The sequence below is a fragment of the Oscillospiraceae bacterium genome (assembly GCA_025757985.1).
In the GTDB taxonomy this organism is placed as follows: domain Bacteria; phylum Bacillota; class Clostridia; order Oscillospirales; family Ruminococcaceae; genus Gemmiger.
In genome coordinates this window covers 2,825,311-2,845,257 of the sequence record CP107210.1, presented here as the reverse complement: position 1 = coordinate 2,845,257, position 19,947 = coordinate 2,825,311, and the positions used below count along the sequence as shown (strand labels likewise).

Annotated in this window: 18 protein-coding genes; 8 read left to right on the top strand and 10 right to left on the bottom strand. The window is 61.0% G+C overall.

Features of this window, described 5'->3' with window-relative positions; genetic code table 11:
* Positions 1–82 precede the first annotated feature (82 nt).
* Positions 83–1,096: an aldo/keto reductase gene (locus OGM67_13450; GenBank protein ID UYJ34543.1), complete on the top strand. Its 1,014-nt coding sequence runs from the start codon at positions 83–85 to the stop codon at positions 1,094–1,096.
* 53 nt (positions 1,097–1,149) lie between these two features.
* Here OGM67_13450 and OGM67_13445 read toward each other — a convergent pair whose 3' ends face one another.
* The 8 genes from OGM67_13445 to OGM67_13410 form a co-directional block, all read right to left on the bottom strand.
* Positions 1,150–2,349, bottom strand: coding sequence for a hypothetical protein (locus OGM67_13445; protein UYJ34542.1), 1,200 nt, complete (start codon positions 2,347–2,349; stop codon positions 1,150–1,152).
* Positions 2,346–3,569 (bottom strand): hypothetical protein, encoded by a 1,224-nt coding sequence (locus OGM67_13440; GenBank protein ID UYJ34541.1) that lies wholly within the window; start codon positions 3,567–3,569, stop codon positions 2,346–2,348. Before OGM67_13440 ends, OGM67_13445 begins: the two co-directional genes overlap by 4 nt.
* 50 nt (positions 3,570–3,619) lie before the next feature.
* The gene (locus tag OGM67_13435; GenBank protein ID UYJ34540.1) at positions 3,620–5,380 is read right to left on the bottom strand and encodes a hypothetical protein; all 1,761 of its coding nucleotides are present in this window, start codon (positions 5,378–5,380) and stop codon (positions 3,620–3,622) included.
* Between the two features lie 3 nt (positions 5,381–5,383).
* Positions 5,384–7,168, bottom strand: coding sequence for a hypothetical protein (locus OGM67_13430; GenBank protein UYJ34539.1), 1,785 nt, complete (start codon positions 7,166–7,168; stop codon positions 5,384–5,386).
* A 159-nt stretch (positions 7,169–7,327) separates the two neighbouring features.
* Positions 7,328–8,068 (bottom strand): ABC transporter ATP-binding protein, encoded by a 741-nt coding sequence (locus tag OGM67_13425; protein UYJ34538.1) that lies wholly within the window; start codon positions 8,066–8,068, stop codon positions 7,328–7,330.
* A 12-nt stretch (positions 8,069–8,080) separates the two neighbouring features.
* Complete coding sequence (locus OGM67_13420; protein ID UYJ34537.1) at positions 8,081–8,881, bottom strand: ABC transporter permease; 801 nt, start codon at positions 8,879–8,881, stop codon at positions 8,081–8,083.
* A 21-nt stretch (positions 8,882–8,902) separates the two neighbouring features.
* The gene (locus tag OGM67_13415; GenBank protein ID UYJ34536.1) at positions 8,903–10,171 is read right to left on the bottom strand and encodes a 5-bromo-4-chloroindolyl phosphate hydrolysis family protein; all 1,269 of its coding nucleotides are present in this window, start codon (positions 10,169–10,171) and stop codon (positions 8,903–8,905) included.
* A gap of 34 nt (positions 10,172–10,205) precedes the next feature.
* Positions 10,206–11,351, bottom strand: coding sequence for a GDSL-type esterase/lipase family protein (locus tag OGM67_13410; protein ID UYJ34535.1), 1,146 nt, complete (start codon positions 11,349–11,351; stop codon positions 10,206–10,208).
* A gap of 217 nt (positions 11,352–11,568) precedes the next feature.
* Here OGM67_13410 and OGM67_13405 point away from each other — a divergent pair, with 217 nt between their 5' ends.
* Positions 11,569–13,230 (top strand): glutamine--tRNA ligase/YqeY domain fusion protein, encoded by a 1,662-nt coding sequence (locus tag OGM67_13405; protein UYJ34534.1) that lies wholly within the window; start codon positions 11,569–11,571, stop codon positions 13,228–13,230.
* Between the two features lie 167 nt (positions 13,231–13,397).
* Positions 13,398–14,564 carry a S8/S53 family peptidase gene (locus OGM67_13400; protein UYJ34533.1) on the top strand — a complete coding sequence of 389 codons (1,167 nt, stop codon included), beginning with the start codon at positions 13,398–13,400 and terminating at the stop codon, positions 14,562–14,564.
* Positions 14,565–14,600: 36 nt separating this feature from the next.
* Here OGM67_13400 and OGM67_13395 read toward each other — a convergent pair whose 3' ends face one another.
* Positions 14,601–15,965, bottom strand: coding sequence for an MATE family efflux transporter (locus OGM67_13395; protein UYJ34532.1), 1,365 nt, complete (start codon positions 15,963–15,965; stop codon positions 14,601–14,603).
* A 36-nt stretch (positions 15,966–16,001) separates the two neighbouring features.
* Positions 16,002–16,256, bottom strand: coding sequence for a hypothetical protein (locus tag OGM67_13390; protein ID UYJ34531.1), 255 nt, complete (start codon positions 16,254–16,256; stop codon positions 16,002–16,004).
* A 65-nt stretch (positions 16,257–16,321) separates the two neighbouring features.
* Here OGM67_13390 and OGM67_13385 point away from each other — a divergent pair, with 65 nt between their 5' ends.
* The 5 genes from OGM67_13385 to OGM67_13365 all read left to right on the top strand — a co-directional run bounded on the left by OGM67_13385 (position 16,322) and on the right by OGM67_13365 (position 19,651).
* Positions 16,322–16,816, top strand: coding sequence for a prepilin-type N-terminal cleavage/methylation domain-containing protein (locus OGM67_13385; GenBank protein ID UYJ34530.1), 495 nt, complete (start codon positions 16,322–16,324; stop codon positions 16,814–16,816).
* A gap of 274 nt (positions 16,817–17,090) precedes the next feature.
* Complete coding sequence (locus OGM67_13380; protein ID UYJ34529.1) at positions 17,091–17,588, top strand: prepilin-type N-terminal cleavage/methylation domain-containing protein; 498 nt, start codon at positions 17,091–17,093, stop codon at positions 17,586–17,588.
* Between the two features lie 148 nt (positions 17,589–17,736).
* Positions 17,737–18,168, top strand: coding sequence for a leucine-rich repeat domain-containing protein (locus tag OGM67_13375; protein ID UYJ34528.1), 432 nt, complete (start codon positions 17,737–17,739; stop codon positions 18,166–18,168).
* Complete coding sequence (locus tag OGM67_13370) at positions 18,165–18,638, top strand: hypothetical protein (GenBank protein UYJ34527.1); 474 nt, start codon at positions 18,165–18,167, stop codon at positions 18,636–18,638. The genes OGM67_13375 and OGM67_13370 overlap by 4 nt, the downstream gene beginning before the upstream one ends.
* A 275-nt stretch (positions 18,639–18,913) precedes the next feature.
* Positions 18,914–19,651, top strand: coding sequence for a hypothetical protein (locus OGM67_13365; GenBank protein ID UYJ34526.1), 738 nt, complete (start codon positions 18,914–18,916; stop codon positions 19,649–19,651).
* The last annotated feature ends 296 nt before the right edge of the window (positions 19,652–19,947 follow it).

The window sequence follows — 19,947 nt, the reverse complement described above, 5'->3', positions numbered from 1 at the left end:
TGGATTTGCTATAATGTGGGTAACGGACAATTTGTAGGGGGCGCGTCCCCGACGCCCCGCAGCAGAGCAAAAGGAGCACACTATGCAATATGTCAACTTTGGTCAGACCGGCCTGAAAATTTCCCGTCTGGGGTTCGGCGGCATCCCGATCCAGCGCATCGACCAGCCCGGCACGCGGGAGCTGCTGATTGCCGCCCACAAGGCCGGCGTCAACTACATCGACACTGCGCGCGCCTACACAGTCAGCGAGGCGTGGATCGGCCAGTCCCTCGAGGAGGCCGGCCTGCGGGATGACTTTATCCTTGCTACAAAATGCCGCGCCCTGACAAAGGCCGACATGGAGGCCGAGCTTGCCACCAGCCTGAAGAACCTGCGCACCGACCACATCGAGGTGTTCCAGTTCCACAACCCCAGCATGGAGGGGCTCAAGACCATCCTCGCGCCCGGCGGTGCGATGGAGGCCCTGCTGGAGGCAAAGGCACGCGGCGTTGTCGGGCACATCGGCATCACGGCGCATCTGGCCGCTGTGTTTGAGGCCGCGCTCGACATTCCCGAGATCGAAACGATCATGTTCCCCTACAACATCGTGGAGCAGCAGGGCAAGGCGCTTATCGACCGCTGCGCCGCAGCAGGCAAGGCGTTCATCGACATGAAGCCGCTGGCCGGCGGTGCGATCGAGGACGGCCGTCTGGCGCTGCGGTATGTGCTGTCCAACCCGGCGGTGACGGTTGCCATCCCGGGCATGGCAACGGTGGAGGAGCTGGAAAACAACGCCGCGGGCGCGGCCAACATTGCCCCGCTTACCGCTGCGGAGGAGGCCGCCTGCCAGTCCGTCCGCGATGCGCTGGGCACCCAGTTCTGCCGCCGCTGCAACTACTGTGCCCCCTGCACGGTGGGTATCTCGATCCCCAGCGTCTTTCTGTTTCAGGGGTACTTAAACCGGTACGGCCTGCAGCAGTGGGGCCGCGAGCGGTACGCCACCCTGCAGACCAAGGCCGGGGCCTGCATCCAGTGCGGCGCCTGTGAGCCGCGCTGCCCGTACAACCTGCCGATCCGCAAAATGATGAAAAAAGCCGCCGAGGATTTTGGGGAATAAGCAGCCAAACTGCATATACGCAAAAGAGCATGCCGCAGCGGCATGCTCTTTTTTTACCACAAATTATAGGTCAGGATCGGCACATTGTAGGACACGCCGCACAGCAGCATGACAAGGAAGCAGATGCCGCTTGCCAGATGCCAGACCAGCGCCAGCCCGCAGAGGACCAGCCGCCACCGCGGTGCTTTGGCGCGGCACTGCGCAAGGAAAACGCTGACCGATTCCAGCCAGAATGCCCAGAAGCAGATGAACGGCCCCCACCAGAGATTGGCGTGGTAGAGCCTCTCGCCGCTCTCAACCAGCAGCAGGGCCTCGGCCATCGAGACCGCAAAGGTGAACAGGCTGAACCGGTAGCGAAAGCTTTTCCACGCCGCACGGCCCAGCAGCAGCCCCACAGCCGCCGCAAAGACGAAGGAACGGGCCAGCCCCAGCACACCGGCCTCGTTGAAGGGGCCCCACAGCATACGGTGATGGTCAAACGGCACCGTGAAGATAAGCCGGATGCCCGAATCCTCCGCCGCAAACAGCACCCTTGCCTGCACAAAGCAGAGCGCCACACCGGGGAAAACGCTGCAGCCCATAAGGATCTCGTTTTTCAGGTTTTTAGCACGGCTGTGCACAAAATCCGCAATCAAAAGCACAAGCAGTGCCGGGGCAAACGCAAAGATCAGGTTGGCCTTAAAGCTGGTGGCCACCGTCAGCAGCACGGTGTACACCGCATAGCTGCGCAGATCCAGCCGGCCGCGCACCGTGGGCCAGACGCGGTAAAACGCCAGCATCGTCAGCAGCGCAAAGGGGGCCAGCATGATGTAGGTCGTGTTATGGTAGATCGTACCGCCCACCGTGCCCTGATACCAGTAGCCGCCCCGGGGCATCCAGACCGCCGTGGCCAGATTGACCGCAAGGCTGACGAGCAGCCGTACCGGGCGGGGGCTTTCCGGCAGGGCCGCCCGCAGCCCCCACGCAAACACCGCGACCGCCGCCAGATGGAACACCGCCAACAGCACGGCAATGCCGATGCGCCCGGCGACATTGTAGGCCGGGCCGATGAGCAGCGACACGGTGGAGTAGATCATGCCCTGCTGCGCAAAGTACAGATGCTGCCCCAGATCGGAGGTGTACGGGTCATCGCCGCCGCCGGGGCTGCACAGCTGTTGGTAATGCAGCCAAACCATCGCCGCGCCGAACACCGCTAGCGCCAGCACGCATAAAATCGTCAGCAGGGCGTTTTTCTGTTGCTTGTTCTTCGTCACAGTACAATGCCCCACATTTCTTGCAGCAGGTAGCTTTCGGTGCCGATCATGACCGCATAAGAGATACCGGCCAGCATCAGCCCCAGGAACACAATGCCGCTGGCAATATGCCAGGCCAGCGCCCCGCAGCACAAAACCGACGTGCCGGTCTCCACCGGGGTGCGCGGCTTTTTGTGCAGGCGGCGCAGCAGCTGAATCAGCGATTCCAGCAGCAGAATGTCATAGCAGATGAACGCGCCCCACCACAGGTTGCCGTCGTACATACGGCTGCCTGTCTCGGTCAGGCAGATGCCCTCGGTCAGCGAGATGGCAAACAGAAGCAGGCTGAACTTATAGGCGTAAGCGCCGCGCCACTGCCGGAACAACAGCAAAACCACCGCACCCACGAACACCAGTGAGCGCATCAGGCCGTGCCTGGCGCTGTAATTAAAGACACCCCACAGCACTTTTTCGGGATCGAAGTCGGTGGTGAAGATCAGTGCCATGCCGGAATCATCCCCGCCGGTGAACAGCACCTTGGCCTGAATGATGCAGAGCAGAATGCCCGGCAGCACCGTACAGCCGAGCCAGACTTCCCATGGGAGGGCCTTGCCGCGGGTACGGATCAGGTCAACGACCAGCGCCACAAGCAGGGCCGGGGCAAAGGCGAAAAGGTAGCTGGGCTTGATAGCCGTTGCCACCGTAAGCAGCACCGTCAACGCGGCCCAACTGCGCCATTGCAGCTGACCATGGTGCTCTGCCAGCGAGAGGAAGAGGAAAAACGCGATAAGCGCCAGCGGTTGCAGCATAATGTAGGTAGTGTTGTGGTAGATCGTGCCGGTGATGGCACCAAAGTACCAGTAGCCGCCGTTTGGCATCCAAACCGCCTGACAGAGGTTCGCAGCCAGCGACCAGAGCAGCGCTGCGCCAGGGCAGACCTGCGGCACAGCCTTACGGATGGCCCAGGCAAATATCAGCAGCGTCAGCAGGTTGACAGCTCCCAGAAACACCGCTGTACCCAGATTACCTCCGATACCAAATACAAACCGCAGCAAAATTGTGACCAGCGAAAAGCCTGTGTTGCCCATGGCACGCCCCGCCATGTGGGCCGGAATATCCGAGTAATAGTATCCGGTGGAAATCAGCTGTTGGTAGTGCAACCAAACCATCAGCAAGGAAAATACCGCTGTACCCAGCAGCCCCAGCCCCCACAACAGCCGTTCTTTTTTGTTCTGTGCCAAAGGTAGAACCTCCTTGCGTTTTAGGATTCAGCATGTCCAGAAGCTGCACTTTATTCCAGCCGGATGCTGTCGGCCAGGATCGTCTCGCCGGTAAGCGTGAGCAGCGTGGCTTCCTTGGCGGGGTAGACCTCGGTGCGCTTCTGCTCGCCGTCCGCTGTTGTGTAGTACAGCACGGCATACTGCGCTGTACCGGCGGGCAGGCAGACCGTCACATCGGTCAGTGCATCGGGGTTTGCGCCATAGCCCAGACCGCACCACGCAATGTCGTAGTGCTTGTCCTGCCCCAGCGTAAAGCCCAGCCGGTAGACCTCCTCATCGTCGGCGTGATCCTCGGTACGCCAGACCTGCAGCGCATGGGCATCGGCGTCCTGATCGTGATACCGCAGGAAGAAGGCGTTTTCCGCCACGGGATGGCCGCCCCAGATCATGAAATCGGTCACGACCGGCGTGTCGGTACCGGCGGCATCGGCCAGACCGGCGGCGACACCCTCGCCAAAAACCGTGTAGGCACGGCCGCCCGCCTCATAGGCCGAGCGGGTCGCGGCGCGCTGCCAGACGACCGAGCCCGCCATGCAGACAGCCAGCAAAGCATACAGCACTGCGCGGTGCTTCGGCCACCAGGCCTTGCCGCGCGCCCAGCGCAGCAGTGCGGCCAGCACAGCCAGCGCCATCAGGCCGACGCCGTAGCTTTCGACCGTCTGGGGGATGTAGCCGTGCCGCCAGTCCACCTGACCGGGCTGCTGGTATTTGGGCGAAAGTCCGATCAGCAGCGCCGGGGCGGAGAGCATGGCAAAGCCGGTAAGGAACAGCAAAAGGTTCTGCTTTTTGTTCGGCAGCGTATCCAGTGCGGCCAGCGCGGCCACGGCGGCCCCTGCGACCATAACGCCGCAGAGGACATCCGCCGGATGGATGCTGCCCGGGCGGACGCGGCCCGCCAGCATCGCGTTGAGCGGGAAGCCCGCCGACATCTGCATCAGCCAGGTGCGCAGCAGCGCGGGAATGTCAAAGTTCGGCGATATGCCGTCAATACCCTGCACATCACCCGCAAGGATGCCTGCGGCCCGCAGCGTGTTGGCAAGCCGCGCCCCCATGTTGAAGGCCAGCGTCACGCACTCGCCCAGGAACACCGGCACCGTCAGCCGCAGCGCGTCGCGCGCCTTATCGGTGTACAGCCACGCAAGGCCGAAGATCGGCACGATATAGGTAAAGCCGATTTCAAAGGTGGCACAGCACTGGAAGGCGCAGTACCCTGCCAGCACGGCCCAACGCTTGTGCCCGGTGTCCTGCCAGCGCAGCACGGCCAGCCCTGCCACAAGGGCGGGCAGCAGCGTGCTTTGCACCAGCGCACCGTAAGAATACAGACTGTTGCCCGTAGAGTCCTGCCAGACGCTGAACATCATCGGCAGCAGGCAAAGGCAGGCGATGCCCAGCTTTTTGCTGCGGGACGCCTTGCCGACCAGCCATGCGGTCAGTACAATGTCCGCGTAGGTCCACGCCAGAATGTACAGGCGGTAGCCGACCAGATCCCCCAGAAACCAGCTTGTCAGCCCGCGCACCGGCGGCGAGGAGAACGGCCGGAACCGCCCGTTCTGCAGCGTGAACTGCACCCACAGATCGCCGAGGTAATCCAGCACACTCTGCCCAAAGGAGGTATGGGTAATATAGTAGTAGTTCTGCAGGTTGATCAGCTCATCATCGCCGCCGAGCGGGGCGCAGGTCGTGATGCTGAGATACCACCAGCCGAACACAACCGACACTGCGCAGAGGGCAGGCCAGAACCATCGCTTTTCCGTCAGTTTTTGCAGTTTCATCCGTCACTCCTGCCCGAGCGGGATATAGCAGAGCATCCCGCTCTCACTTGTGATGACATCGCCCGGCGCACAGCCTGCGGCGGCGGTCAGCCCCGCCAGCGTGGCCTGCTGGTCCTCCACGGCATAGCCGTCCAGATCCAGATAGATGCCGGTCATGCCCTGTGCGCGCAGCTCGGCAACCATTGCCTCAGGCTCGAGCGCGCTGGTCTCCTTGTACCAGAGATCATTTTGGGTGCCGTAGCCCGCACCGTAGGTGAATTTGAGGGTCCTGCTGTGCAGCGGGCCGCGCAGCAGCGTGTAGTCCCACATATTGTTGAGCGAGCCGTTCTCAAAATTTTTCATATACGGCAGCGTAAAAAGCATCGCGCCCTCCCCCGCTGCGTCCTCGACCTCCGCCATAAAGGCAGCGTCCTGATACCAGATCTGCTGGACCTTTTCGTAATCCGGGGTGAAAAGCCCCTGCTGCTCCCAATAGCCGTAGCCCAGCAGCAGCACCGCTGCCGCCAGCAGCGCCCCGCGGCGGCGGCCAGTAAACTGCGTCAGCAGCTTTTCCGCCGTCAGGCCCACGGCCAGCAGCGCAAAAAACGCAATATAGGGGCTGATGCGGTTATAGCCGCGGATGAACCGCACAAGGATGCCGATGATGCCGCCGAAGCCCGCAATGGTCGCCAGCAGCAGCGCCATGACATTCAGACGGCTCAGCAGCCAAAGACGGTCGCCAAGGCGCGGCGTCCCGGTTTTGCCGGCCTGCCAGTCCCAGTTGCGCAGCAGCAGGACAAGCAGCGCCAGAAAGCCCAGCACACCCACAATGCCGAGGTAGCCGTAGGCATTCTCGTTGTACATGGGGCCTTCATCAGTGGTCAGGATACGGAAGTAACGCCCCAGCCAGTTTGCAAGCTTCTGCACGCCGTACCCGTTGGGGGAGAGCAGCAGCGAGCTGATGCGCAGGCTGTAGATGTCCGCGCCGACCGGGCTGCGGTAGACGCCGTTGGTCAGCGTGCTGCCCTGCCCGTTGAGGATGCCCAGCACCATCGGGAAGAAGTCGGGGATCATCCAGCCGACGATCTCGGCGATCGTCACAAGGCAGGGCAGGCCCACGCGCCAGCTGCGTTCCCGCAGCATCAGGCAAAGCGCCGTGACGCAGAGGAAAAAGCAGGTGAAATACGGGTAGTAGGCCGCGCCGTTGTTGGCAATGCCCCACGCCATGGCCAGGGCCAGCCAGTTGCGCTTGTTCCTGAAAAAGCCCCTGCCCGGGCGGTTGAAGGCGGGGTCCTCGGCACACCAGAGGCAGAGCAGCACCGAGAACGGCACGAACTCGCAGGCGGCCAGCATCATATGGCCCGCCATCCGCTGCTGCACATAGGGCGTCATGCCGAAGGTGAGGCCGAACGCGAAGCTGAGCCACCGCCGCAGCCCCACCATCCGGAACACCGCATAGGCCGCCAGCGCGTTGGCAAAGGGGATGACCAGCACATAGAGGTTGAACACCGTGCCAGTGTCCTTTGTGAACAGGCCGACAAACCAGACAAAGATATCGTAGATCAGGTCGTAGTTCGGGTTATACTTGCCCGCGACCTCATAGAACGGCCAGCCGAGCGAGCCGGTCAGCTCGCCATAGCTGCGCTGCACCTGCCCGACCCAGTAGATGCCGTCACCGCCGTAAAGCATCGGTGCGTGCCAGTCCAGACGCCACAGCTGGAAGAACCAGTATTCACTCAGGGCCACCGCCGCCAGCAGCAGCGCGATGGTCAGAATTTCCCGGGTCAGGTTTTGTTTTGATTTTGGCATGGGGTCTCCTTTAAAAGTTCTGCCTTCCCCCTTGGGGGAAGGTGGCCCGCAGGGCCGGATGAGGGGCGGGTGTATCGTTATTGCCCTGTAATGGGTGCCGCGGAAAGCTTGCCCCTCATCAGTCCGCTTCGCGGACAGCTTCCCCCTTGGGGGAAGCCTTTATTCTCCCCGCTCCATCGCCTCCACATAGGCGTCGCAGACCTCCGCCGCCGGGCCGTCGCCGCGGATGCGGCCGCGGTCGATCCAGATGGCGCGCTTGCAGAGCTGCTTGACCTGCTCGATGCTGTGGCTCACAAAAAGCAGCGTTGTACCGCCGGAGAGCATCTGCTCCATCCGCTCATGGCATTTGTGCTGGAACATAAAGTCGCCGACCGACAAAATCTCATCACAGACAAGGATGTCGGCCTTAACCTCGGTCGCAATGGCAAAGCCAAGGCGCGCGATCATGCCGCTGGAATAGTTTTTGACCGGCACATCGACAAAATCCCACAGCTCGGCAAAGTCGATGATGCTGTTGAAATGCTCCTGCATATAGGCACGGTCATGGCCCAGCACCGCGCCGTTCAAAAAGACATTTTCCCGCGCGGTCAGGTCCAGATCAAAGCCCGCGCCCAGCTCGATAAGCGGCGCGATCTCACCGTTGACGGTGACCGAGCCGGTCGTGGGGTACATAACGCCCGCAATCAGCTTGAGCATCGTGCTTTTGCCGCTGCCGTTGCGGCCGATAAGCGCCACCGACTCGCCCGGCTCCACGCGGAACGAGACATTCTGCAGCGCATAAAACTCATTGAAAAAGAGCTGATGCTTCATCAGCTTGACGGCATATTCCTTGAGGGTCTCGGTTTTCTCCTGCGCAAGGTTAAAGCGCATCGAGACATCCTCCACCTGAATGATGGACATGGGGGAAACTCCTTACAGATACAGAATAAAATTGCGCTGCAGCTTGCGGAAGGCCGCAAGCCCCACGCCCATCATGACGAGCGCACTGCCGATGCAGGCAAACCATGTGTTGGGGCCGGGCACCGTGCCGTACATGACGAGGCACCGCATACAGTTGATATAATGGTACAGCGGGTTGAGCTTGATGACCGGCACCATGAACGGCGGCAGCGCCGAGATGGGGTAAAACAGCGGCGTGGCGTACATCCATGCCATTGTCAGGATGCCGTACAGGTATTGCAGATCCCGGAAGTAGACCGCCAGCGCACTGAGCAGCACCGCCATGCCGGCGCAGAACACCAGCAGCAGCAAAAGCGGCGCCCAGACGAGCAGGATCGTCCAGTAAAACGGCGAGCGGGTGATCACCATGACCAGCACGATCGCCGCAAGGCTGAACAGCAGGTTGACAAAGCTGGACATGACGCGGCTGATGGGGAAGATGAATTTGGGAATGTACACCTTTTTGATCAGGGACGCATTGCCCAGCACGCTGCCCATGCCCATGTTGGTGCTTTCGTTAAAAAAGTTGAACAGGGTATTGCCGCAGATCAGGTACAGCGGGAAGTTCGGGATGTCGAACCGGAACATATAGGAGAACACAAGCGTCTGCAGCAGCATCATAAGCAGCGGGTTTAGGATGCTCCACACATAGCCCAGCACGCTGCGGCGGTATTTGACCTTGAGGTCACGGGTCACCAGCTCGCGGATCAGCGGGCGGTATTTCGAGAAATTGTGCCAGCTGTTATGCAGCTGACCCTGGGTGGATTTCGACATGGGGTAATTGGCTCCTTAACATTACAACTTAAACGGGGTATCGTCCGTCAGGCCGTCGGCGCGCAGCATGTTCTGCATGACATCAATGTCGGTGCTGACATCCAGCGCATCGCTGGCAAACAGGCGGTCAAGCTGGTTCTCAAACGCCTTGACCAGCGTGTCCATCGTCTGCTCAATGCGGCGCTTTGACTCCGAAATGTTCTCCCCTTCCACGCCCTGATTATCCAGCTCGGCGTAGGTGTTCAACAACTTGAGCGAGGTGGGCAGGTAGTAATCCATGAACTTGCGCATCTGGGGCAGCTTGTCGGGGTCGGACTTGGCCTGCTCAAAAATTTTGGCCGAGACCGCTTCCAGCCGGCTGATCTTGTCGCTCATCTCCTCATCGGGGATGGCATCGTTGACCCGGCGCAGCTCGTCCAATATCTTCTTGTACTGGTCCCGCTCGGGCATATCGGTCTGCTTTTCAGGCTGCTTTTCGGGCTTCGGGGCGGGGGCGGGCGTCGGCTCGGGCGGGCGCTGGCTGACCACCAGACATTTGCAGCGCATGTCCAGATAGGCATCGGGGCCGAACAGCCCCTCGTCAATGCAGTTTTCCAGATGCTTGCAGCACTTGTCATAGCTGCAGGGCAGTGCATCGGCAATGTCCTGAATGTACATATACTTTGCATCGCCGACGATCTTGTCGATCTTGCGGCGCATCCGGCGGGAGGTGCGGATGTGCCAGCCGCCGAACAGGCAGCCGATGCCGCCGGTCAGCGACATCAGCATCGGCATCGAATCCTCGACCAGCCAGGTCCAATAGCTGCCGCCCTCCGTCAGGGCCTCGGGCAGCCAGTAGATGGCATCGGGCAGCGCCGCCAGCGCGCAGATAAGCAGCAGCACGCCCGCCACCGTCAGGCCGGTGGCCAGCGCCGCGCCCTTCAGCCTTTTGGCGGCCGGCTGCGCGCCGGGGTCGGCGCTGCGGCGCAGCGCGCTGTCGTTGAGGGGGCGCACCTCGGCATCATAGACCGGTGTTGTGTTGACACGGCCAAAGCTCTGTGTGCGCACCCGGGCCTTTTCCTCAAAGCCGCCGAGCTTGCCGTTCTTCATGGCGCTATTCAGTCCGATGAAGATGAATCCCAGCGGCCACCATACCACAAAGCCGATGACAATGGCCCACCACGGGAACTGGAACGGGCCGTCCCCGGCGTGGTATTCGCTGCGGTTGTAGTTGTTCTGGTAGCGCGGGCCGCTGCCGGAGTAGGGGTGATCCGGGTCCGTGTACTTGGGTCGTTCGTTTTGGTTGGGCATGAATGGCTCCTTCGGCGATCCTATCGCCTGTGCATTACGGGATGTCCGCCAGCAGGTTTTTCATATCCTCGCTCAGATAGTAGGTGCTGCCGGCCTGATAGGGATTGTTTTTGCTGTAGGGCAGATGGGTGCAGAGGTAGCTGACCCACCGGCTGTAGCCCGACACTGTAAGGTGTACGCCGTCAGGCTGGGCAAAGTCTGTCATCAGGCAGCCTGCAGCATCGGCAAACTCGGCGTTCAGGTCAAGGTAATAGCAGCCGCGCTCGGCACAGAGCTGCTGGATGGCCGCGTTGATGACCGCCAGCCGGTCAGGCGCAAGGCCGGGCAGCGTATCGCCGATCTTCTCCTGCGTGGCGGGCAGGACCGACTGCACATAGAATGCCGTGTTGGGCAGCGCCGTGCGCAGCTCGTCCAGCATTTTGCCGTAGTAGGCCAGAAAGCTGTCATCATTGCCGGGCTGGACCAGCGCGTTTGTGCCGATTAGGATATACAGCTTGGCGGGCTGGGCGGCAGTCAGCACATCCAGCGGGACCTCCTCGCCGCGGTCGGGGCTTGAGACGGTCGTGCGGTTGACGATGGTGTTGGGGCTGATGCCCTCATACCCGCAGACGAGCGCGCCGCCCACATCAATATTGTACTCATTGACGCAGAAGCCCGCTGTCAGCGAATCGCCCAAAAATGCAGCGTCCGCAAACCAGCTGGTATCCACCCGGCCAAACTCCGGCAGGGCGGCCGGCTTTTGCGGCAGCGCCGTGTAGGTGTAGCCGCCGTCCGCCGTCTGGCGCTGCGGGCCTACGGTACCCCAGTTCAATGCCGGGGCAGCGGCGCTGCTCTCCCCTGCGCCGCCGTAGGGCACGGGGGCCACCAGCCGGGTGCTGCTCGGCTCCGCCGTGGCGGCGGGGGTCTCCGGCTCCCCCTTGGCGCTCTTGGGCAGCACCGCCGTGATGACACCGGACAGCACAAGGATACCGCACACCGTCCCCGCAAAGGCAAGGCGGCGGCGTCTGCGGCGCAGCTCTCTGCGGCTGCGGGCGGCGGCCCGGCGCTGCTCCTGCGTGGGGGTGCGGCGCTGCGGTGGCGGCGCTGCCTGCTCCCGGTCGGGGACGGCCCAGTCCCCTTCCATGTGATAGCTTGTATTCGTGCGCGGACGGCGCGGTCCGCGGTCATTCGGGGTCGGCATAGGGATGCCCCCTTTCGTGGCTAAGGCTTGTAGTAGGGACAGCAGTCCCCTAGGCATTGTAAATCAGTATTGATTATAGCACAAAGCTTTTATAAATAACAGTAGGTGAGAGCAAGTTTTTGGCTCTTGCTAAATAGGAAACGGCATTGTATAATAGGAAAATAAATAAAAAGCGCCGCCGTCTGCGGGGGTCGCTTACAATTTTTGGGGTGTAATCATGGCAGAAGAGAAATTTTCCAACTTTTTGACGGATATTATCGACGCCGACCTCGCCGAGGGCAAGGTCGATGTTGTGCATACCCGTTTCCCGCCGGAGCCGAACGGCTACCTGCATATCGGCTCCGCCAAGGCGATCTTCATCAACTACACGATCGCCAAGCACTACGACGGCCTGTTCAACCTGCGGTTTGACGACACGAACCCCGCCCGCGAGGGTGACGAGTATGTGCAGAGCATCCTGCAGGACCTGAAGTGGCTGGGTGCCGAGCCGAACGGCGGCATTTTCTACGGCAGCGATTATTTTGAGCGCTGCTATGAGTACGCCGAGCAGCTCATCAAAGAGGGCAAGGCCTATGTCGATGACCTGACCCGCGAGCAGATGCAGGAGTACCGCGGCAACGACGCCGGCAAGCCCAGCCGCCCCAGCCCCTACCGCGACCGCACGCCCGAGGAAAACCTCGACCTGTTCCGCCGTATGCGCGCTGGTGAGTTTGCGGACGGCGAAAAAACGCTGCGCGCCAAGATCGACCTTGCCAGCTCGAACATGAACATGCGCGACCCGACTATCTACCGCATCAAGCATGTCGAGCATCACCGTCAGGGCGACAAGTGGTGCATCTACCCGATGTACGACTTTGCGCACCCCATTCAGGACGCCATCGAGGGCATCACCTTCAGCCTGTGCAGCCTTGAGTTTGAGAACCACCGCCCGCTGTACGACTGGGTCATCACGAACCTGTTCGGCAAAGAGTTTCCCAAGCAGCGCGAGTTTGCCCGCCTGAATGTGACGAACACCGTCATGAGCAAGCGCTACCTGCGCGAGCTGGTCGAGAAGAACATCGTGGACGGCTGGGATGACCCCCGTATGCCGACCCTGTCCGGTCTGCGCCGCCGCGGCTACACGCCGACGAGCATCTTCAAGTTCGTTAAGGACGCCGGCATCTCCAAGGCGGATAACCTTGTGGATATGCGCCAGCTGGAGGCCGTGCTGCGCGCCGAGCTGGAGCTGAACGCCCAGCGCCGTGTGGCCGTGCTGGAGCCTGTCAAGCTCATCATCGACAACTACCCCGCCGACCAGTGCGAGTATTTTGACCTGCCCAACAACCCGAACCGCGATGCGAACGATACCACCACCCGCCCCGTGGCCTTTACCAAGGAGCTGTGGATCGAGAACAGCGACTTCTTTGAGGTACCGCCGCCGAAGTTCAAGCGCCTGACGCTGGGCAGCGAGGTCCGCCTGATGGGTGCGTACCTTGTCCGCTGCACCGGCGTGGACAAGGACGAGAACGGCAAGGTCGTGGCCATCCACGCCGAGGCCGACCTTGAGACCCGCAACGGCAACCCCGCCGACGGCCGCAAGGTGCGCGGCACGATCCACTGGGTCAGTTGCGCCCACTGCATCGAGGCTGAAGCCGAGCTGTATGATAAGCTGTTCACCGAGGCCAACATGAACGGCATCCCCGATGATGCCGACTTCAAGGATTATCTGAACCCCGACAGCGTCAAGGTGCTGCAGGGTGCCAAGCTGGAGGAGAGCCTGAAGGACGCCAAGCCCGGCGACCGCTTCCAGTTCGTGCGCAACGGCTACTTTACGCCGGACAGCAAGCACGAGGGCGTCTACAACCGCATCGTCACACTGAAGGACAGCTTCAAGCTGTAAGCCCTGTAATAAAGCCCGATCTACCCCCGCTTTCCGGGGGACAGACCGGGCTTTTTGCAACAAACAGAACTTGTAGGGGCGACTAATGGCCGCCCGCCAACTTAGCGCAACAACGCATTTTCCGGGAAAGCTTTTTGATAGCCTAAATATAGAGAAGGAGGTCCACCATGAACCGCACCGCAATGCTGCCGCTCTGCCTGCTGGCGCTGTGGCTGACGGCCTGCGGCACTGCCGAGTCCGCAGCCCCTGCCGCCGCGCCCACCGCTGCGCCGGAGCCGACACCCGCCGAAACCCCCGCCCCGCCCGCCGAACCGGCTGCGCCGTACAGCGACCTGCGCTATCTGCCCTGGCTGGACGAGTACGCCCAACAGACCTACCAGCCGGGCGAATACACGGCCGAGGACCTGTATACCTACACCTACAACACCGGCACCGTCTTTGCGGGGGCCGAGGACGAGGCCGCCGCACTTCTGGAGGAAGATAAGGACCCCGGGCTGGGGGTGCGCGGCCTGCAGGCGCAGGGCATCACCGGCAAGGGCGTGCGCGCCGCCATTATCGACCAGCCGCTGCTGACCGACCACCCCGAATTGTCCGGGCGCATCGCCGCCTACTATGATACCGGCTGCGAGGGGGAGACCTCCTCGATGCATGGCCCGGCCGTGGCCAGCCTGTTTGCGGGCGAATCCATCGGCATTGCGCCGGATGCAACCCTTTACTATGCGGCCTGGCCCTCTTGGCTGATGGACAGCCGCTATGCCGCCGAGGCGCTGGACTGGGTGGTTGCGCAGAACGAAGCACTGCCAGATGGCGAGAAGATCCGGGTCGTTTCGGTTTCCGCCGCACCGGGCAACGCAGAGATGTTCCAAAACGCCGACCTCTGGGATGCCGCCGTGGCGCGTGCCGAGCAGGCCGGGCTTCTGGTCCTGACCGCGGAGGGCGCAGGCGTGGAAAAAACCCGCCTTGTACCTTACCCTGCCGTCCTTGCCCGGAATGACCGGGACAATCCCGCCGCCTGCCGGACCGGCTTTGCGGACAGTGACGAACGCGCAGAAACCGGCAGCAACACCCTTGCGCTGCCCTGCTCCTACCGCACGGTGGCCGAGGAATACACCGCCGGGCAGTACAGCTACACCCACGATGGGCACGGTGGCCTGAGCTGGGGCATCCCCTATTGCGCCGGGGTCATGGCGCTGGGCTGGCAGGTGGACCCCACCCTGACGGGCGAGGAAATGATGCAGTACCTGCTCTCCACCGCCGCCACCGGCACCGATGGCAGCCGCATCATTGACCCGGTGCAGTTTATCCAAACGCTGCAGACCGAGCGCGGCGCATAACAACAGCCGACCCCGCAAAGGGGTCGGCTGTTTTACTTACTCCAGTCCCTTCGCTGCCTTGCAGCGGTTGAGCCAGCCGCCGCGCTTGTAGTAAAGGATAAAAAGCAGCGAGGCCAGCGTCCATGTCAGCGGGTAGCTAAGCTCCACCGCGGCGATGGTATGATACCGCGGCACCATCAGGGTCAGCCACAGCACACGCAGGCCGCAGACGAAGAACACCGTGATCAGCGTCGGCACCCGCACATCGCCGCAGCCGCGCAGCGCACCGGAAAGCACCTCGATGCTGATATAGGTAATGTAGACCGGCGTCAGCACATGCATCATGCCCACGCCCACCGCAATGACCGCATCGTCCTGACTGAACAGCCGGAACAGCGGCTCGGCCGCGTTGTAGAATACCGCGCTGATGACCAGCGTGACACCCGCCGCCATCGCCATGCAGACCCGCACGCCGTTGCGCACGCGGTCGTACTGTCGCGCACCGAAGTTCTGCCCCGCAAAGGTCGTGATCGCAATGCCCAGCGAGTTGATCGTCATCCAGAATACAAAGTCGATTTTGCCGTAGACGCCCCACGCCGCGATGGTGCTGGTGCCGAAGCTGTTCATGCTGCTCTGGATCAGCATATTGCTGACATTGTACATGGCGCTCTGGGCCGCCGCCGGGATGCCGATCATGCAGATGGCGGCCAGCACCTCGGTGTGCAGGCGCAGCTTTTCCGCCCGGATATGCCACGGCGTGCCCTCGGACCCGGCGATGCAGCGCAGCGTCAGCACCGCGCTGGCGACCTGACTTAGCACAGTGGCCAGCGCCGCGCCCGCCACGCCCCAGCCGAACACCGCAATAAACACGACATCCAGCACGATATTGACGAGTGAGGCCGCGATCAAAAAGTAGAGCGGCCGCTTGGAATCGCCGATGGCACGCAGGATATTGGTACCCATGTTGTAGAGCATCTGGGGGATCATGCCAAGGGAATAGATGCGCAGATACAGCGCCGAATCCGCAAGGATCTCCTCCGGGGTTCCCATCAGGCGCATCATCGGCGTGGCGCTTGCAAAGCCAAGCACCGTCAGCAGTGCGCCCAGCCCCACGCTGAGCACAAGCGCCGTGTGTACCTGCCGGTCCACAGCCTCGGGGTCATGCGCGCCCCAGCTTTGGGCAATGACAACGCCCGCGCCGCTGCACAGGCCGACAAACAGCCCCACCAGCAAATTGACGAAAGCGCCCGTGGCCCCCACCGCCGCCAGCGCGTTTGTGCCCACAAAGTTGCCGACGATCAGCGTATCCGCTGTGTTGTACAGCTGCTGGAACAGCGTGCCGAACCAGATCGGCAAAAAGAAGAGCAGCAGCTGCTTGGGGATGCTGCCGGTCAGAATATCCGTTTGTTTTAGACTTCTCATAGCACACTCGCTTTCTCACACTTCCCCTATTCTATGCTATTTCCCCGCACAATGCAACCCCGCCCCGCCGGGGCACGGTTTTGTGTGAATTTGCAACAAATCAGGCAATATACATGCGATTTTATGCGAAAATTTTGCCGCACCGGGCAGTTTTTTTTGCACAAAAGCAACGGCACAGCGTTGTGCAGCGCCGCAACTTGTTATTTCGCCCAACAATGCTATGGGATTACGGCAAATTTCGTGCATTTTTTGCATTGTTTTGCTGCAGCGATTGAAAAAAATAAATACCATGGTAAACTAGAAGTAAGACAATTAGGGGTGGAGTGCCCCCAAAAATGAATTGTGGAGGATTTATTATGTTCGAGAAAATTCGTAACCTCAAGAACAAGAAGGGCTTCACGCTGGTGGAGCTGATCGTTGTTCTGGTTATTCTGGCCATTCTGGCTGCCCTGCTCATTCCCGCTCTAACCGGATATATTGACAAGGCAAACAAAGAGAAGGTTGTTGCCGAAACTCGTATGATTGTTATGGCCGTACAGACTGAAGCAAGCACCTATTACGGTGCTAAAGGCAGCACCGGTGCTATTCCCACTGGTACAATTGCAAACAAAGATGGTACTGCCAACACCGCCGAGAAAGCCATGTACGATGAAATTGTTAAACTTGCGGAGGTGAAGGGCCTTACCGGTACAGCAAGTTTTCAGGCAGAGGTAGGCACTAACGGAGCTGTAAAAAGTGTCAGCTATTGCAATGGCACTTATACTTGTGTTTACACTGCATCCAGCTCTACCTACACGGTGGAAAAGCCTGATACTGCACCTACTTATGCGGGCACTGTTGTAGTCAACTAATTAGAAATCTGTTAAATCCCGCTACTGTATCCGGTGGCGGGATTTTTTATGCTCTCCAAGCCTTCCCCCTTTGGGGGAAGGTGGCCCCGCAGGGCCGGATGAGGGGGAAGTTTTCCCAGCCTCCCCCTGCCCAAATCACGGCTTGCATACACACCCAACATCACATAACCTGCTGTGTTTTCGCCGCACGGTTGACAAAGTATGACACATATTATAAAATAACGATACATAACCCGTCCGCTGAAAAATCCCGCGGAAAAACGGAGGAAATAGTGTGTTTGCAAAAGTAAAAAACAAAAAAGGTTTTACGCTTGTTGAGTTAATCGTAGTATTGGTCATTCTGGCCATACTGGCCGCCCTGCTGATCCCGGCGCTGACAGGGTACATCGACAAGGCAAAAGAGAAAAAGATTGTTGCCGAGACTCGCATGGTCGTTATGGCTGTCCAAACTGAACTAGCCACCGCACATGGCGAGGGTTGGGAGAAGCAACTACCAGCCGATTGGTTCTCTATACCCAGTATTTCCTCTAGTTCACCCTCCTATGAAGGCAAGCATATTACCGAAATCAAAAAGCTGGCAGAGGTGTTTGATACAAATCCGAAAGCGACATTTACTGCGAAATTTGACGAGAATGGTAAACTAGTCTTTGTAAAATTCAATGACGGTGTATACACCTGCACCTATACGGCAGAAAATGGAACTTATGAGATCGAAGAAAGCAAGAAACCTTTAAACAATTCTATTGATGACGGTAGCTCCTCAACCCCCTAAACTCGCACCATCTTCCCCGCCACCCTTACCCGGTGGCGGGATTTTTTTTTACCAGCCACCGCCTCCGCAATTCCTGTGCGGCGGCGGTGGTTTTTCTTTTGCGTTTAAGGGGGTTCTATGCTATAATGCCCTGTAAAGGAGTGATTTCATGTCGATCATATGGGAGCCGTGCGCTGCGGGGGCCCGGGTGCTGCGGGTGCTGGGGGACAGCCCCTGCCCTGCCGTGCCGGAAACCGTGGAGGGTCTGCCTGTCACCGAAATTGGGCCGTACTGCTTTGCCGACAAGCCGGTCAAGGCCGGGGCGCGGCGCAGCGGGGCCGACACCCATGAGATCACCGGCAATTTTGTGGAGGAGGTCACCCTGCCCGACACGGTGCGCACCCTGCACAGCGCGGCGTTTTACAACTGCCGCCGCCTGCGCCGCCTCAGCCTTGGGGCCGGGGTCGAGGGGCTGGGCAGCGACCTGTTCACGAACTGCCGCAGCCTTGCGCGGCTGTGCCTGCGCGCCGCGCCCGATGCCCCCCACCGGCCTGAAAAAGCTGCTGGGGGCCATCAGCGCCGACATCACCGCAGAATTTGACGGCGCACGGCTGTTTTACCCCCGAATATTCCGAATTTCTTGATGAGAACACGCCCGCGCACATCTTCAACCATAACATTGAGGGCGAGGGTTACCGGATGCGGCAATGCTTTACGGCGGCCGGTGCGGTGGACTACGCCGCGTTCGATGCGTCCTTTGCGCAGGCCTGTGTCGGCGAGGGCGAGGGTGCGCTCTGCCGGCTGGCGCTGGGGCGGCTGGTGCTGCCGTTTGCGCTGGGCGGGCAGGCCCGCGCCGACTATGAATTTTACCTGCGTGCCCACCCGGCGGCCGCGTTCCGCCTTGCCATCGACACCCGGGACGAGGCCGCCCTGCGGCTGCTGGTCGGCTTAGGGCTGCCCACCGCCGAGGCCGCCGCCTACTGCGCCCGCGCCGGTTGGAGCGCCGGGGCCGCGATTTTGTTGGGCCGCGCCAAACGAGCGAAAAAATCATACAGCTTTGATGACCTGTAGCGCCGTTGCAGGGGTCGGCGGGGATGAATCCCTCCCCTACGGATTGATTGTAAAAGGGATATGGCGGTAAGCTGCGGGCCGGGCATGCCCGGCCCCTACAGGGCGGCGATGGGGAAACGGGATATGGCGGTAAGCTTCGGCGGGGTGAGGGCACCCCGCCCTACACACGGATTTGATGTGGGGTCGTAGGGCGGCCAGCCCTCTGGCCGCCGCGGCCGTTTGCGGCGGCGGAAGGTGCCCGGCCCCTACATTCAGCAGTGAAAGAAGGTGTCTTAATGTCCAAGCATATCCAGACCCAGACCGAGTGGGAGCAGACCATGGCACGACGGGTGATGGAACAGCTGCGCGGTGAGCTGTATCTGGACCAGCGCTACCTGACTGCGGCGCTGGGTGCGCTGCCCCCTGCCCCGCAGCAGGGCGGCAGCAGCTTTGCCACGGACGGCGGGCGGCTGTACTACCCCACCGCATGGCTGCTGGACACCTACCGCAAAAACCGCCGCTACCTGCCGCGCGCCTACCTGCACAGCCTGTTCCACTGCATCTTCCGCCATCTCTGGCTGCGGGATAAGCGCGACCCCGACCTGTGGGGCCTCGCCTGTGATATTGCGGTGGAAAGCACGCTGGACGCCCTGAACACCCCCGCTGCAAAGCGCCCCGTTGGCTGGGTGCGGCAGCAATGCTATGCGCAGCTGCGCACACAATGCCGGTTTTTGGCCGCCGGGCCGATCTACCGCGTGCTGGCAAAAACCGATGCCGACACCCTGAACAAATGGCAGCGGGAATTTTATACCGACAGCCACCGCCTGTGGCCTGCCGACCCCGACAGCCCCGAAGCCCAGATGCAGGGCAGGCAGTGGGAGGATCTGGGGCCGCCAGACAGAGCTAAGCATGGAGGAAAACGGCCGCCGCGCCGGGCAGGACACCACCGCCCAGGCACTGCAGGCACAGCTGCAGGCCGGACGCAGCCGCCGCACCTACAAGGATTTTTTGCGCCGGTTCGCCGTCTGGCATGAGGAGCCGCACCTTGACCCCGATGAGTTTGACCTTGGCTTTTACAGCTACGGCCTGCGCACCTACGGCAAGCTGCCGCTGATTGAGCCGCTGGAAAGCCGCGAGGTAAAAAAGATACGCGACTTCGTCATTGTTGTGGACACCAGTGAGTCCACAGCCGGTGAGCTGGTGAAGTCCTTCCTGAAGGAGACCTTTGCCCTGCTGACCAGTCAGGACAGCTTTTTCCGCAAATGCCGCATCCTTGTCATGCAGGCGGACAACGCCGTGCGCGAGGAAACATGGCTCACCGATCTGGACG